This is a genomic window from Telluria sp. ZB4P37 (assembly GCF_059685855.1).
Genome location: NZ_JCASID010000004.1, coordinates 229,554 through 244,822, shown reverse-complemented (window position 1 = coordinate 244,822; position 15,269 = coordinate 229,554). Strand labels below are relative to the sequence as shown.

12 protein-coding genes are annotated in these 15,269 nt (G+C 66.4%); 4 read left to right on the top strand and 8 right to left on the bottom strand.

What is annotated here, in order from left to right; all coding sequences use genetic code 11:
• Positions 1 to 37 precede the first annotated feature (37 nt).
• The 3 genes from AC56K1_RS10440 to AC56K1_RS10430 all read left to right on the top strand — a co-directional run bounded on the left by AC56K1_RS10440 (position 38) and on the right by AC56K1_RS10430 (position 2,552).
• The gene (locus tag AC56K1_RS10440; RefSeq protein ID WP_497157770.1) at positions 38 to 1,282 is read left to right on the top strand and encodes a glycoside hydrolase family 1 protein; all 1,245 of its coding nucleotides are present in this window, start codon (positions 38 to 40) and stop codon (positions 1,280 to 1,282) included.
• Positions 1,283 to 1,383: 101 nt separating this feature from the next.
• Positions 1,384 to 1,938, top strand: coding sequence for a DUF2867 domain-containing protein (locus AC56K1_RS10435; protein WP_497157769.1), 555 nt, complete (start codon positions 1,384 to 1,386; stop codon positions 1,936 to 1,938).
• Positions 1,935 to 2,552, top strand: coding sequence for an alpha/beta fold hydrolase (locus AC56K1_RS10430; RefSeq protein ID WP_497157768.1), 618 nt, complete (start codon positions 1,935 to 1,937; stop codon positions 2,550 to 2,552). The genes AC56K1_RS10435 and AC56K1_RS10430 overlap by 4 nt, the downstream gene beginning before the upstream one ends.
• A gap of 30 nt (positions 2,553 to 2,582) precedes the next feature.
• On the opposite strand, the gene AC56K1_RS10425 is transcribed toward AC56K1_RS10430, so the two are convergent.
• The 6 genes from AC56K1_RS10425 to AC56K1_RS10400 form a co-directional block, all read right to left on the bottom strand.
• On the bottom strand, positions 2,583 to 5,303 hold the full coding sequence (locus AC56K1_RS10425) for an ATP-binding protein (RefSeq protein ID WP_497157767.1): 2,721 nt from the start codon (positions 5,301 to 5,303) through the stop codon (positions 2,583 to 2,585).
• A gap of 192 nt (positions 5,304 to 5,495) precedes the next feature.
• Positions 5,496 to 7,934: a heavy metal translocating P-type ATPase gene (locus tag AC56K1_RS10420; protein ID WP_497157766.1), complete on the bottom strand. Its 2,439-nt coding sequence runs from the start codon at positions 7,932 to 7,934 to the stop codon at positions 5,496 to 5,498.
• Between the two features lie 98 nt (positions 7,935 to 8,032).
• Entirely contained in the window at positions 8,033 to 9,910 is a 1,878-nt protein-coding gene (locus AC56K1_RS10415) for a PAS domain S-box protein (protein WP_497157765.1), read from the bottom strand.
• 334 nt (positions 9,911 to 10,244) lie between these two features.
• Complete coding sequence (locus AC56K1_RS10410; RefSeq protein ID WP_497157764.1) at positions 10,245 to 10,667, bottom strand: DoxX family protein; 423 nt, start codon at positions 10,665 to 10,667, stop codon at positions 10,245 to 10,247.
• 87 nt (positions 10,668 to 10,754) lie between these two features.
• A complete protein-coding gene (locus tag AC56K1_RS10405) occupies positions 10,755 to 11,540 on the bottom strand; it encodes a dioxygenase family protein (RefSeq protein WP_497157763.1) in 786 nt (261 codons plus the stop codon).
• Positions 11,541 to 11,672: 132 nt separating this feature from the next.
• On the bottom strand, positions 11,673 to 12,569 hold the full coding sequence (locus AC56K1_RS10400) for a LysR family transcriptional regulator (RefSeq protein WP_497157762.1): 897 nt from the start codon (positions 12,567 to 12,569) through the stop codon (positions 11,673 to 11,675).
• A gap of 383 nt (positions 12,570 to 12,952) precedes the next feature.
• Between AC56K1_RS10400 and AC56K1_RS10395 the strand changes: the two genes are divergently transcribed.
• Entirely contained in the window at positions 12,953 to 13,234 is a 282-nt protein-coding gene (locus AC56K1_RS10395; RefSeq protein WP_497157761.1) for a hypothetical protein, read from the top strand.
• Between the two features lie 136 nt (positions 13,235 to 13,370).
• On the opposite strand, the gene AC56K1_RS10390 is transcribed toward AC56K1_RS10395, so the two are convergent.
• Together AC56K1_RS10390 and AC56K1_RS10385 are read right to left on the bottom strand one after the other, a co-directional pair.
• Complete coding sequence (locus tag AC56K1_RS10390; RefSeq protein ID WP_497157760.1) at positions 13,371 to 13,952, bottom strand: SRPBCC family protein; 582 nt, start codon at positions 13,950 to 13,952, stop codon at positions 13,371 to 13,373.
• Positions 13,953 to 14,052: 100 nt separating this feature from the next.
• Positions 14,053 to 14,727 carry a YceI family protein gene (locus tag AC56K1_RS10385; RefSeq protein WP_497157759.1) on the bottom strand — a complete coding sequence of 225 codons (675 nt, stop codon included), beginning with the start codon at positions 14,725 to 14,727 and terminating at the stop codon, positions 14,053 to 14,055.
• Between the last annotated feature and the right edge of the window lie 542 nt (positions 14,728 to 15,269).

Here is a 15,269-nt window from a genome sequence, read left to right as displayed (position 1 = left end):
CCTGCCGCTCCGACGGCACAGCGCAAAGGAGAACCGCATGGCACGTCATCCAGGCATCTTCCCTACCTTCTTCCTGTCCGGCTTCGAGTGCTCCAACTTCTTGTGGAACAACGGCGTGCGGCGCAACCTGGTGGCGGAAACGGGGCATGACCGCCATGCGGCCGAGGATTACCGGATATTGAGCAGCCTGGGCATCGCCGTGGCCCGCGAGGGCGTCCCGTGGCCCACCGTGGACCAGGGCGGCAGCTACGACTTCTCCTGCGTCGACCCGTATATCGCGGCCATGAACGCGTCGAAGATCCTGCCGATCTGGGACCTCTGCCACTACGGCTACCCGGACGACCTCGACCCGTTTTCCGACGATTTCGTCAGCCGTTTCGCGGCCTACTGCCGCGCCGCGGCCGAATACGTGGTCCCGAAGGTGCGCGGCCCGCACTTCTTCACCCCGATCAACGAGATCACCTTCTTTTCCTTTTGCGCCGGCGAATGGGGCTGGGCCGCGCCCTACCAGTGCAGCCGCGAGGACCGGACCCGCCTGCTGCTGGCGCTGACCCGGGCCGCGATCGCCGGCGTGAAGGCGATCCGCGAAGTCGATCCGGAAGCGCGCATGGTCCACGTCGATCCGCTGGTCTGGGTGGTGGCGCCACGTGACCGCCCGGACCAGATCGAGGCTGCGCGCCACGAGACCCATGTCGACACTTTTCTCGCTTGGGACATCCTGTGCGGGCGCGAGCATCCCGAATTCGGCGGCTCGCCCGAGATCCTGGACATCGTCGGCGCCAACGCCTATTCCTTCGGGCAGATGGAGTACCGCGAGCAGGGTCCGCATGCACCGCTGCCCCCAGGCGACGACCGCATCGCGCCGCTGTGCGACATGCTGGAGATGATCTGGACGCGCTACCGGCGGCCGATCATCATCGGCGAAACCAGTGGCCTGGGCATTGGGCGCGCCGCCTGGCTCAAGGACGTGATGGAAGAATCGCTGGCGGCGGTACGCCGCGGTATCGACCTGCAGGGGATTTGCCTGTTCCCCGCGGTCGACATGCCCGACTGGCATACCGGCGAGTGGGTGCACAACGGCATCTGCGACGTGATCGAGGACAACGGCGACCTGAAGCGGGTGCCGCACCAGGAGCTGGTCGGCGAACTGCGCCGCTGGCAAAAGGAACTGAACCGGGTCACCGAGCTGGATGAAGACCCCTTCAGCGACCCGGTGGATTTGCAGGACGTGGTCGACGCGGCGCACCGGCTCAAGCTGCAGGCGGACAAGGACTGGTCCTGATGCGATGCAAGAGCATTGATCATACGCCGCAAGCGCCGCATACTTGCAGGTGGCAAGGCGTTTGTGTGGCGCCTTCACCTGACCGGTCACGGAGTCCAAGCATGCCGAACGAATTCGCTGTCGCCACCGCAGTCGCCCTTCCTGCGCAGTGCGGCCTTATCGATTCCTATGAAACGGTGCATCTCGCGGATGCATTCGCGATTGGCCTTCCTGCAGCAGCAACGAAGGACCCGGACGCGCTGGCACGCTTCCTCGTGTCGCACCAGCCCTCCTGGGTCGGGTGGCTTATGCGCTTGCGCGACCTGATCGTTGCCCGCTTCGGCCTGAAGACTGCCCGCGAGCTGGCAAGTCCGTCAGGCGCAGGCAAGACCGGGCGGATCGGCATCTTCAAGATCTACAGCGTGAACGAGACGGAAATCGTGGTGGGCGAAAACGACAAGCACCTCGATTTCAGGATCTCCTTCCTCTGCTCCGGCGCGACCGCGCCGGCAACCGGCTTCCGGCTGACCATCTCCACGGTCGTCCACTGCCACAACCTGCTGGGCCGAACCTATCTCTTCGTGATTGCGCCCTTCCACCGCCTCGTCATCAAGGCGAGCCTGCGCCGTGCGGCAGCGATCGGCTGGCCGCAGGCGGCTGCCGGCCCGCGCGCATGAGGCGCACGCGCCCGTCCAGGCTCCTTTTTCTTCCCGGCGCCCTGGGGCGGACCGAATTCTGGCGCCCTGCCGCCGCGCTGCTGCACCACCCGGCCGGGCAAGTGCATATGAGCTGGCCCGGCTTCAGCGGCGTTCCGCGCGAGCCAGGGGTCCATGGCATCGACGACCTGGCCGACCGTGTGCTGGCCCGGCTCGACCAGCCTGGCGCCCTGATCGCACAGTCGATGGGCGGCGTGGTCGCCATCCTCGCCGCGCTGCGCAAACCCGAACTCGTCACCCACCTGGTGCTGTCCGTGACCTCGGGAGGCATGGGCTCGGCCGCACGTGGCGCGCAAGACTGGCGCCCGGCGATCCGCGACGCGCATCCGGACCTGCCGGACTGGTTCACCAGCTTCCACGAGGACCTCACGCCGCGGCTGGCCACGCTGCGCATTCCGACCCTGCTGCTGTGGGGAGACGCCGACCCGGTCAGTCCCGTACAGGTCGGCCGGCGCCTCGCGGCCCTGCTCCCGCAGTCCGAGCTGCATGTGTTACCGGGTGGAGACCACAACCTGGCCTGTACCCTGGCGGACCAGGTGGCGCCGCTCATCGACAGGCACCTGTCGCTCCCTTGAACGCTCTCGCGGGGGATTGCGCCGACCGCCTTACAGCCGGCGCAGCAAATCGATCAGCTCCTGCGGCGCCACCGGCTTGGTGAAATGCTCGTCGAAGCCCGCGGCCAGCGAGGCGGCCCGGTCTTCCTTGCGGCCGCGCCCCGTCACCGCCACCATGTAGGGACGCGGCAAGCGGTGCGACAGCGCGGCCGCCACTTCCAGCCCGTCCATCTCCGGCATGCCCAGGTCGAGCACCGCGATGTCGGCCGGGCGTTCGTTGTACTGGCGCAGGGCGCTAGCGCCGTCGTGCACCACCTCGACCGTCGCGCCTTCGGAGCGCAGCAGCCAGGCCAGCGAATCGGCGGCGTCGATGTTGTCGTCGGCGATCAGGATGGTCTTGGACAGGCCGGGCGTGGCGCTGCTGCCCGCTTCGGCCGCCCGATGCGCTTCCGGTGGCTGGACGGTCGGCAGGCGCACGCTGAAGCAGGAGCCATGTCCCGGGCCTGCGCTGTGGGCATCGACGCGCCCGCCATGCAGCTCGACCAGGCCCTTGGCCAGCGACAGCCCGATCCCCAGGCCCCCCTGGGCCAGGTGGCTGGCGCTGCTCACCTGGACAAACGCGTCGAACACGCGCGCCAGCATGTCGGGCTCGATGCCGATGCCGTTGTCGCGCACGCGTACCAGGGCTTCGCCGTCCTGCTGCTGCAAGGTGATCTCGATCTGGCCGGCCGGCGGGGTGTACTTGGCGGCGTTGTTGATCAGGTTTGCCAGCACCTGGGTCATGCGCAGCGCGTCGGCGTCGACCCAGACCGGCTCGTCGCACAGGTTCAGCGCTACCTGGTGGCGGCCCGCTTCGATCAGGGGCATGCTGGTCTGCAGGGTGTCGCGCAGCAGGCGCCCGAACTCCAGCGGCGCGCGCCGCAGGTCGATCTTGCCGCGGCTGATGCGCGAGACGTCCAGCAGGTCGTCGAGCAGGCGCGACATCTGGGCGGTCTGGCGCCCGATCATGGCGGCGATCCACTCGATGCGGTCCGGCGCCAGCTGCTTGCTGCGCAGGAGCGAGGCGGCATTCGCGATCGGGGCCAGCGGGTTGCGCAGCTCGTGCGCCAAGGTTGCGATATAGATGTCCTTGCGGCGGTCGGCTTCGGTCAGGCCGTCCATTGCCTCCTCGCGTTCGCTCACGTCCAGCACCAGCGAAAACACCTTGTCGATGTCGCCCTGCTCGTCGTACAGCACCGAGTTGTACCACTCGCAACGCAGGGTGCGGCCGTCGCGGGTGCGGTTGCGGTTGCACGACTTGACATATTTGGTGGCCGAGTCGAGCAACTGTCCCATCGTCGTCGCCACCTTGCCGGCATCGTCTTCGTGGATCACCGGCAGGCCGTCGATGCGCTGCCCGACCGCCTCCTGCGCGCTCCAGCCGAACAGCTCCTCGGCGCGCCGGTTCCACAGGCGGATCACGAAATTGCGGTCCCATTCGATCACGGCCAGCGGCGTGTTCTCGATCAGGTACCGGGCCTGGTCGAGCGCGCTGGCCAGCGCCACGCTGGCGGCGGTGCGCTCGGTGATGTCGTCCAGGACGATCACGGCCGCCGCCAGTTCGGCCGCGCCGTCGCGCAGCGGCGAGCCGCTGACGGTAAACATGCGGCGCCCGCCGCCCGCCACGCTCTCGAGCAAAGCATCGCGAAACGGCACGCCCGCAATCGCGCGCCGCACCGGCTCGCCGATCAGCGAGAGCATCGCCTCGGGACCGGGCTTGCTGCCCTTGCCGGTGTGGGCGAATCGGGCCGCCATGCGCGCGGCCTGGTCGTTCGCCATCACGCAGTGGCCTTCGCCATCGACGATCAGGACCCCGTCCGGCAGCTGCTGCAGCACCGATCCGAGCAGGCTTTGCCACTGGGCGCGCGAGCGTGTCTCGATCATTTCCTCGAAGGTGTCGCGCAGGCGCGCGTGCAGCGCGATGTTGTCGATCGCCACCGCGCCGAGCACGAACAGCGAAGCGGCCAGCCCGTACAGGCGGCCGGCATAGAAACCGAGGTCGTACTGGCTTTCGTTGAACAGGCAGGAAAGCAGCACCTCGAATATCCAGGCCGTCATCGCCACGATCAACCAGACGTCCAGCACGGCGCGCGGGCGCTTGGCACCCAGCTTGTACAGCGCCCCCAGCGTCAGGACCAGCACTGCGAGGTTGATCCAGCGGTAGGCGTCCTCGTAGCGCTGCGCCGTCACCAGCGCCGGCAGGTGGCGCGCGCCGGTGGTGCAGGCCAGCACCAGGCTGACGACGAACAGGCCGATCAGCAGCGTGCCGACCCGCGTGAAATGCGGCGGCAGCGGGCGCCGGTAGCTGCGGGTATAGGCCAGCACGAACAGCGGGAACAGCGCATGCCAGAGGATGAACAGCCAGGGCGTGGTCTGGCCGTTCCCGCCCAGCACCCCCTGGGCCGAAAACAAGCCCGGGTAGGTCAGCATGTGCGCCAGTGCGATCAGGGCAATGAACAGGTAGCCCAGGGTCAGGATGCCGAGCGACCAGGAGCGGCTGGTATGCACGTGGCCGAGCAGGAGGATGCCGGTGAGGAGGTTGCTGGCGATGAGGATCGACTGGTACATCGGCACGAATGCCGGCGCGGCCAGCATCGGCGTGCCGGCGACCGGCGCGAGCAGCGCGAACAGCGCCGCCAGAAAAACCAGGACGCCAATGACAGTGCGCAGCTGACGCCGGGTGGGAGGGTGTTTCGCGAGATCTGCTGGTTCTGCAAGAACACCATATCGCATGTGTCATCCCGATGGAATGCTGACCGATGAAGTCGTGCCGCGCCCTACTGAAACTCCCGTAACGTGCTGTTATTTGAAACGCATCAAAAATATAGCCCAAAAGCCGGGGCTTGTGAGCCTTATTTAACTTTCAAGATCAAAAAAGCGTCTGCGATTACCCGAACTGCATCATTCGATGTCGCGCGCCAGGCGTCAAGTGCTTCGGGATGCTGTCACCGGGTAGCCCGCGGCATCGATCGCGGCCACGATCGGCGCGGGCGGCGCGCAGCTAGCGATGCGCACCCGCCTGGCCGCCAGGTCGATGTCGACCTTGGCCGCCGCATCGATACCCTGCACCGCCTGGGTCACGCGTCCCACGCAATGCCCGCAGCTCATGCCGTCCACCGTCAATTCCAGCATCATGTTTTCTCCTGTTGGCGCGGGCGCTTCGGCCCGCGTGGTTGATAAGGATGGGGCCGGGCGCCAGCGGCGCAGCAGCAGCGCATTGGCCACCACGCTCACCGAGCTCAGTGCCATCGCGGCGCCGGCCAGCACTGGGTCGAGCCACCCGATTGCTGCCAGCGGAATGCCGACCAGGTTGTAGACGAAGGCCCAGCCGAGGTTCTGGCGTATCTTGGCATAGGTGCGCTGCGAGATGGCGATCGCATCGGCCACCAGTAGCGGGTCGCCGCGCATCAGGGTGATGCCGGCGGCGTGCATGGCCGCGTCCAGGCCCGCCATCGCGATGCCGACGTCTGCTGCCGCGAGCGCCGGCGCATCGTTGATGCCGTCGCCGACCATGGCCACCTTGCGCCCGCCCTGCTTCAGTTCCCCAACCACGCGCGCCTTGTCGGCGGGCAGGATGCCCGCGTGGTAGCGCGCGATGCCGGCCTGGTTCGCGACCGCGCGCGCGGCGCCTTCGTTGTCGCCGGTGAGCATGACCGCTTCGATGCCCATCGCCTGCAGGCGCGCCACCGCGGCCGCGGCGCCGGGCCGTATCGTATCGCCAAAGGCCAGCAGGCCCGCGACCTGGGGCGCACCGCCGTCCTGGCTGCGAGTGGCCAGCCAGGATACGGTGCGCCCCAGGTCTTCGTGGGCCTGCGCCGTGGCCTGCAAAGTGGTGGTGTCCGCGCCCAGCTCCGCCATCAGGCGTGCGTTGCCGAGATAGACCGTGAAGCCATCGACCTCGGCATGCACGCCGCGGCCCGGCAGCGCCCCGGCCTGCGTCGCCACGAAGCCGGCGGAGCCGTGCCCGCTTGCAGCCTGGGCGACCGCCGCCGCCAGCGGGTGCGCGCTGGTCTGCTGCACGGCGCGCGCCAGCGCCAGCACCCGGCCGGGATCGTCTCCCTCGACCGCCGCCACGCGCGGCCGGCCTTCGGTCAGGGTGCCGGTCTTGTCGAACACGACCACGCCCAGCGCATGCGCGGTCTCGAGCGCCTCCGCGTCCTTGACCAGGATGCCGTGGCGCGCCGCGACGCCGGTGCCCACCATGATCGAGGTCGGCGTGGCCAGTCCGAGCGCGCAGGGGCAGGCGATCACCAGCACCGCCACCGCATTGAGGAGCGCCCCCTGCCAGTCGCCGTTCGCCAGGCCCCAGCCCAGCAGCGTCGCCAGGGACGCCAGGAGCACGGCCGGCACGAACACGCTGCTTACGCGGTCGACCAGGCGCTGGATCGGCGCCTTGACCGCCTGCGCGTGTTCGACCAGCCGGATGATCTGCGCCAGCATGGTCGCGCTGCCCACCGCCGTGGCGCGCACCAGCAGCAGGCCGTCCGCATTCACGGCGCCGCCCGTGACGCGCCCGCCCGGGATCTTGGCCACCGGCATGCTTTCGCCGGTGAGCAGGGACTCGTCCAGGTGGCTGCTCCCTTCTTCGACGATGCCGTCGGCCGGTACGCGCTCGCCCGGCCGCACCACCATCAGGTCGCCGACGCGCAAGGCATGCACGGGAATGCTGCTGTCCACGCCGTCGCGCCGCACCAGGGCCTGGCTTGGACGCAGCGCCTCGAGGGCGCGGATCGCGGCCACCGCCCGGTGCTTGGCGCGGCCTTCCAGCCATTTTCCCAGCAGGACCAGGGTGATGATGACGGCCGAGGATTCGAAATACAGGTGGGGCGCGCCATGCCCGCCCTGCTGCAGGAGCAGGTAGAGCGACAGCCCGTAGGCGGCGCTGGTGCCGAGGGCGACCAGCAGGTCCATGTTGCCGCTGCCGGCGCGCAGCGCCTTCCAGCCGGCCCGGTAGAAGCGCGCGCCCAGCCAGAATTGCACCGGGGTGGCCAGCGCCAGCTGCAGCCAGCCGGGCAGCATCCAGTGGACCCCGAACAGCTGTGCGAGCATGGGCGCGGCCAGGGGCATGGTCAAGAGGCTTGCTGCGGCCACCGGCCACCAGGATGGCAGGCCGGCTTGCGCCGGGCCCTCAAGGGGAGCGGCTGCGTCGGTGGCTTCATAGCCGGCCTGGCGCACGGCCGCGACCAGGGCCGCGGGTTGCGCGCTGCCGCGCACGGCGGCGCTGTCCAGCGCCAGGTTGACGGCGGCGTCCGTCACGCCCGGCACCGCTCGCAAGGCCTTTTCCACCCGGCCCACGCAGGATGCGCAGGTCATGCCGCCGATGCGCAGGACTGCTTCGCCGCCCTTGTCTGTCGTGATGTTCATCTTCCCTCCTCGTTCGATACGCGAAGGATATGCCTTCCCATGGTGGGAAGGTCAAGCGGGTTCATGTTCGCCGGCGGGGGGACTGCCCGGCAGGATGCTCAGCAGGGATACTTGGCCGAGCACACCCGCCCGCGGCCGGCCTTCTTGGCGCGGTACATGAACCCGTCGGCCTCTTTCAGCAGCTCGTCCGGATCGCGCACGGCGCCGCTGCCGGCCACGTCGAGGGCGATGCCGATACTGGCGCGCACCCGCACCGCGCGGCCCGGCAGTTCCACCGGCTCGGAGATGCTGGAGATGAGCTTCTCGGCCACGGTGTGGGCGTCATCAAAGGTGTCGGCCATGTCTTCCAGCAGCACCGTGAACTCGTCGCCGGACAGGCGGAACACGCTGTCGGTCTTGCGCACGCCCTGGCGCAGGCGCTCGGCGATCACGCCCAGCAGGATGTCGCCGGCCTCGTGGCCCTGCGAATCGTTGACGGCCTTGAAGCCGTCCAGGTCGATGAACAGCATGCCGACGGTCTTGCCGCTGCGGCCCGCGCGGGCCTGCGCCAGCGGCACCGCTTCCATCAACGCACGGCGGTTGAGCAGGCCGGTGAGCATGTCGTGGCGGGTTTCGTATTCGCGCTGCGCCTGTTCCTGCTTGCGCTCGGTGATGTCGTGCAGGAAGGCGCTGAACATGATGCGTCCGTTGACCTCGAGGGCGCGGATGCGCACCTCCACCGTCAGCCCGGTGCCGTCGCGCCGCCTTGCCGGCAGCTCCAGGCGCTGGTCGACCACGGTGGCCGTGCGCGTGGACAGGTAGCGCTGCATGCCGTTGCGGTGGCGGTCGTGGAATTCCGGCGGAATGATCAGCTCCTCCAGGGCCTGGCCCAGCGCCTCGGCGCGCGGCCAGCCGAAGGTTTCCTCGGCCTGGCGGTTCCATGCGGTGACGACGCCGGCTTCGTCCAGGCCGATGTAGGCATCGTTGGCGTTTTCGACGACGCTGCTCATCTCGGCCTCGCGCGCACGCAGCTCGGCGGTGCGTTCGGCCACGCGCCGTTCGAGGTCGGCGTTGAGCGCATGAATGTCTTCCTGCGCATGCTTCTGGGCGTCGATGTCCTTGATCAGCGCCACGTAGTATTCGACCTCGCCGTGCGCGTCGCGCTTGGGCGAGAGGTTCAGGTTGATCCAGACCGTGCTGCCATCCTTGCGGATGTAGCGCTGCTCGAGCTGGTACTGGCTGATCTCGCCCCGCTTGAGCGACTCCAGCTGGCCGGCGTCGAGGCCGAGGTCGTCGGGATGGGTGATGTCCTGGTGGGTCAGTCCCCGCAGCTCCGCTTCGCCGTAGCCGACGATCTCGCACAGCGCCTGGTTGACGCTGATCCAGTTGCCGCCAGGGGCCACCAGCGCGATGCCGACGCTGGCGATATCGAAGATGGTGCGGAAACGCGCGTCGCTCTCGCCCAGCACGTCGCTGGAGCGCTGCAGCTGGTCGCGCGCCAGCGCCAGGCGCTCGCGGTACTGCACTTCCTTGGTCAGGATGGCGGCCAGGTCGTCCAGCGCCTGGACTTCGTCGGCGTTCAGTTCGCGCGGCTTGGTATCGAGCGCGCACAGGGTGCCGATCGCCAGCCCGGCCGTGGTGCGGATCGGCACGCCGGCATAGAAGCGGATGTTCGGCGGGCCGTTGACCAAGGGGTTGTCGCTGAAGCGCAGGTCCTGCTGCGCGTCATTCACCACCAGCGGGGCTGGCATGCCGATCGCGTGGGCGCAGAAGGCGTCCTCGCGCGGGGTCTGCTCGATATCCAGGCCGACCCGCGACTTGAACCACTGGCGGTCGGCGTCGACCAGCGAAAACAGCGCGATTGGTACGCCGAGCATGCGGCTGGCCAGCCGCGTGATGCGGTCGAACACGGGTTCGGGAGGCGTATCGAGCAGGTCGAGGGCGTTGAGGAGCGACAGCCGTTCAAGTTCGTCCGGTGGCAATGGGGCAGCAGGCATAAATGTCCGTCAGGGTCAGGGGAGCAGCATATGCACTGCCCATACAGGACTGTAACAGATACTCAATTGCCAACACAAAATGTTTGTGTCCCGGAGACCAAGAATGTGTCGCAAATGCGCATTTTTGTGACCTGCGACCCCGAGGGCTGGCACAACACGCCGCACCAGAGCACCCGCATCCCGCCGGCGCCTTGAGCGCCGCTCACCGGCAACTCGCTTGCACCTGCCCCATCACGCCATGCTGACGGTGCTGTGCAGGAGGGCGTCCATCCGTCAAGCCCTTAAGTGACTGGCATTAGCTTGCGCCGGCTTTGGCTTGCCCAGGCACTGCCGCTTAGTTCCAGCGGTTCTGCGTCCCCTGGATGCTGTAACGCCCGGCGCCCAGCAGGGCCACGGCCACGGCCGATCCCATCAACAGGACCTGCAACTCCACCGCCCAGCCGCCGGTGTCGTTCAGCCTGAACAGGTCGCCAGTATGGACGAGCAGGAGCGCGACGGCCATGTTCAACGCAATGACCAAGGCGCCGGCACGCGCCCACAGTCCCAGCAGCACCATCAGGGGCGCAACCACCTCGCCAACCAGCACCAGGTAGCCGAGCGAGCCCGGCAGCCCTGCCTGCTCGACCAGCCCGGTGATGAAACCGACGCCGCCGGTGATTTTGGCGATGCCGTGGAAGAGGATGAGGATGGCCAGGGTGGCGCGCAATATCAGTTTGCCGGCATCGTCGAAGTTGTGTTGCTGGGTCAGGCTGGTCATGAGGAACTCCCTATGTGATTGTTGAACTGCTGTTGGTAAGACCGAAGGATGTTGGGGAATGGATACGAGGCATCGACTCGCGCCGGCCTAGTCGAAGGCGTAGGCGTCCATGGCCAGGACGCCATGCTCGAAGCTGGCGTGCAGCCGCGTAGCGCGTGCGTCCGGGCCGGCAGCGCCCATGGCGACGAACAAGGGCAGCAAGTGCTCGTCGCTCGGGTGGTTTTGCTCGGCGAACGGGGCCTGGCTCCGGTAGTCCAGCAAGGCCGCGCGATCGCCCGCGTCCAGGCGCGTCTTCATCCACGCCTCGAAGTCGCTGACCCACTGCGGTACCGGGGCGTCGATCCCCTGCCCCCGATACTCGTACAGGTTATGCGTGAGCGAGCCGGAACCGACCACCAGCACGCCTTCATGGCGCAGTGCCGCCAGGGCCAGTCCCAGCCGCTCATGCTCGGCGGGGCTGGCGCCATGCACGATCGACAGCTGGGCGACGGGCACGTCCGCGCCTGGATACATCAGCGACAGCGGCACCCAGGCGCCGTGATCGAGACCGCGATCGGTACTGCGGCCGACCTCGATGCCGGCATTTTCGAGCAGCGCTGCTGCGCGCCCGGCGGCGACGGGCGCACCCGGGGCCGGATACCGCATCTCGAACAAGGCGCGCGGGAAGCCGCCGAAGTCGTGGATCGTCTCCGGCTGCGGGGCGAGGCTGACGGCCGGGGCGCCGCGCGTTTCCCAGTGGGCCGACACGACGACGATTGCAGCGGGCCGCGCCAGCGATTTGCCGAGCCCTTGCAGGAAGCGGCGCGCCGGACTGTCCTGCAGCGCCAGCATGGGCGAGCCATGCGACAGGAAGATGGTGGGAAGTGCGGACATGGTCGAATCCTTCATCGAAAAAGCGGCGTTTGCCGCATCACATGCCACATCTTATTCGTTACAAATGCGGGAATAAACACCCAGAAGCGGGGCAGACTGTCTCACTACGGGGAACAATCTTGAGGCTTGCAGCTATTCCCAGGTGGGCTCGGCAAAGGCCTCGACCAGGAAGTCGATCAGCAGGCGTACCTTGGGCGAGACGAATTTGCGCGACGGATACACGGCGTAGACACCCAGTTCCATCGAGCGGTAGCCGGGCAGGAGCTCGCGCAGCAGGCCCTGGGCCAGGTCGGCCCCGACGATAAAGCCCGGCTGCAGGATGATGCCCTGGTGCCGCAGGGCCGCGGCGCGGCAGGTGTCGCCGCTGTTGGTGCGCAGGCGTGGCACCACTTTCACCGACACCTCGCCATCGGGCCCGGTGAAGACCCAGTTCTCGCCGCTCGAGAACAGGCTGTAGGAGATCACGTCGTGCGCAAGCAGGTCGCCGGGCAGCACCGGTTCGCCGCGCCGCGCCAGGTAGCCCGGGGAGGCGCAGAGGACCATGCGCGTGACGGCGAGCTTGCGGCTGATCAGGGAGGAGGACGGCAACTGGCCGATCCGTACCGCGAGGTCGAAACCATCTTCGACCAGGTCGACCACGCGGTCCGACAGCGTGATGTCGAGCCTGAGCTTCGGATGGCGCGCCAGGAAGGCCGGCCACAGCGCGGCCAGGTGCATCAGGCCGAAGGTGACCGGCACGTTGATCTTCAGCAGGCCGCTCGCCTCGCCGCTGCGCGAGGTGATCTCGGCTTCCGCCTCGTCCAGGTTGCCCAGCAACTCGCGGCAACGCGCGTAGAAGATCTCGCCCTCCGTGGTAGGCGAGAGCTTGCGCGTGGTCCGGTGCAGCAGGCGCACGCCGAGACGCTCCTCAAGCTCGGCGACGTAGCGCGACACGGCGGCCTTCGACATGGCCAGGCTGCGGGTGGCGCCGGTGAAGCTGCCGGCCTCGACTACGGCGGAGAAGACCTTCATTTCGAGGAATTTGTCCATTGTTTCGATTGTCCCGATTATTGAAACAGTGGGGTAGTTTACGGGGGTTGGCCGTGGCCGAAGTCGCGCTCGTTGCGGACCGTTACCGCCGACGGAAGCCACCTGCGGTGGCCTGGGGGAATGTGGGATTGCTACTCGTAATATACGCCGCATACCTGCAAGGACTCACTGGATCAGCCGCTCACTTCCACCCTCATCCCTACCCTTAAAAATATTGCTCCCTCATCAATACGACTCACTCCCCTCTTACTTTGCTCTACACTCTTCGAAACCGCCGCCGCATTGAAGACGCCGTCACAGTAGCAAGACGCGCGCTATTGCCCTTCACGTGGGCATCGCCTTTCATCGCACAGCGTGTTGTTCTACTCATGCGTGGCCGGTTGATGAAAATCAAAGCGGGTTCAAGCAAGTTTGCCTATAATCCCGCGATGGACAGACGAACAAATACCCAAGCGGCTCAATACGTTGAAGTCGCGATTAAGGCAGCAAAAATATATGGGACAATGCCAGCGGCCCGCTCACTGGCCACCCGCGGCATCCCGATGGAGACCGCGTTGCGCGCGTTGACCAAGGCAGAGCGACGCTCTTCCTTGCTCTTTGACAGACGGAAGCACCTGAGGCTCTACAGCGTGCAGGACAGCGACAATCAAGCCGCATCGTCTTAGACCACAAGCTATCATGCCTGCCAGCGATCAGCATCAGGCGATCCCATGGCCTGTCCGTTGCCGCTCAGTCCTTGGCGGTATCCGACATTCCGCTCGTGGCTGTCATTCGCATACCGACGCGGCCATGCATAAGATGCTACTCCTGCTGATCCAATCGCCAGAACACTGCAGCCATCATCTTGGCAATGTCGTTCCTTACCACCCTTACCCCTACTATCCCTGGCACGTCAAACTTCGGTTCGATGGTCGCGTTGTACACCACCTTGGTGCCGGCGGCGCCAGCCATAGGACTCAGCTCCCAGCTAGCGCGATAGGCTTTCATGTCGCCGTCAATCATGCTGATGTCGATGCGGTTTGGCGCCCGTTCGTGCACCTGCACCACCAAGCGGATGTCCCGGCTGAAGTATAGAAAGCGTGCAATGCCCAATTGTTCGACAATGACACTGTCGCCATTGCGAGACACCACACGAGCGCTTTTCATGTTTGGCAGGTAATCAGCCAAATGGTCGTAATCGGTGAGAATACGCCAGACGACGGTCGGCGTGGCCGCCACCGTGCCGCTCGAAGTGATCTGGTAGACCTTGCCTCCATCAGAGCCAACGACACGCTCCACGTCGAGTTCGAACCTGTGTTCGCCCGGCTGTGCTGCCACTGGAGCAGTGTGCCAGGCCAACACGGCGCACACGAGCAATAGCACGATTGAGATGCGATGCAGCATTCGCCGAGCGTAACATGCGGGTGCACTTGCATCACAAGCTTCAGCACACTTCACGAGCCGTTGGCCGTAGCAGGCTTCGCCGGTGGAGTTTCGCCCTCCCCTATGGGCCAACGAACGGACTCCAGCGCCGCGCGACGATGTGGTAGCGCACCTCCAGCTCGTCCTGTACCGAAAGCAGTCCGCCTCCTACTGAAAACGGCGTTATACCGAAATCGGTCTGCTTCAGGCGCGCCGTTCCGCTCGCGATCACCTGTGCAGCGTCGGCCCGGACGGTAGCCGGTAGCGCCAGCCAGCGCGTGACGCCGTGCAGCGTGACGGCGACGCGCAGCCTGCCGTCGGCCTGCCGTTGCGCACGTAGCGTCACCATTGGATAGCGCTGCGCCTCGAGCACCGGACCGAGCATGTTCGCGAGCGTGCCCTCGACCGCTTGCGACGACGGCTGTTTCATGATGCCCGCGTCGCGCAGCAGTTGTGGCTCGTCGACGGTCATCTGGTCGACACGGAAAGAGATGTCTGCGTTGCCCGCGCCAGGCGCGACGTAGCCCGACAGCGTGCGACTGGCCACTACATGGTCGTGCCCGAGTCGTGCCATCACGCCCGCGCGGCGTACCGTGACGGTCAGCAGCGAGGCACGCGGGTCGATTTCGTAGACGGCGGCACTGGCGGTCGCCCATGCACGATACGGGCCTGGACCGGCTGCTGGCCCCGGCACTGGCGGCGCCAGTTGGGATGAACAGGCGGCCAGTAGCAAAAACAACAAAAGGAAGCACTTCATGGCAACCTGCCGGGACGGCTTCGGCTCAGGAAGCGTTCTTCTTGCTTCAGTCATATTCGCCAATCATTGTAGAGATCCGCAGGAATGATTTACCGAATCGCGGACCACAGCGAGGGCGCCCCTGCTGGCGGCGGTCATCAGGAGCAGCCCAGTGCGCTCATGTGTTGCAGAACCTCGATGTATTGGCCGGGCACAGCTCAATTGAGCGCCTCACCGGATCTGGCAAAACACACCGCACCGAGCATATTTTCCACTCAGGTACCGACAGTAGTCAGTGGAAAGTCACAGTGAATCGAAATCCAAGGTTGCCCGTGAAGAACGAGCAGACTGGTCCGCCGAGTCTTCTGTCTGGATAAGTCTCACAGTTTCGTGCGAATGCCGAGCATATTCCGGCCGCTGCTGTATTCGTGGTGGACCAGGATTTCCGTACTTGCTTGCAAACGGAGTTGGTTTGCGCGATTCCGGAATGGCTCCGTCCGATGTTCGACGATAAGCTTCTTCCCACCGTGGTGCCGCTGGAATGGTTAGTCAGATTCTAGCCG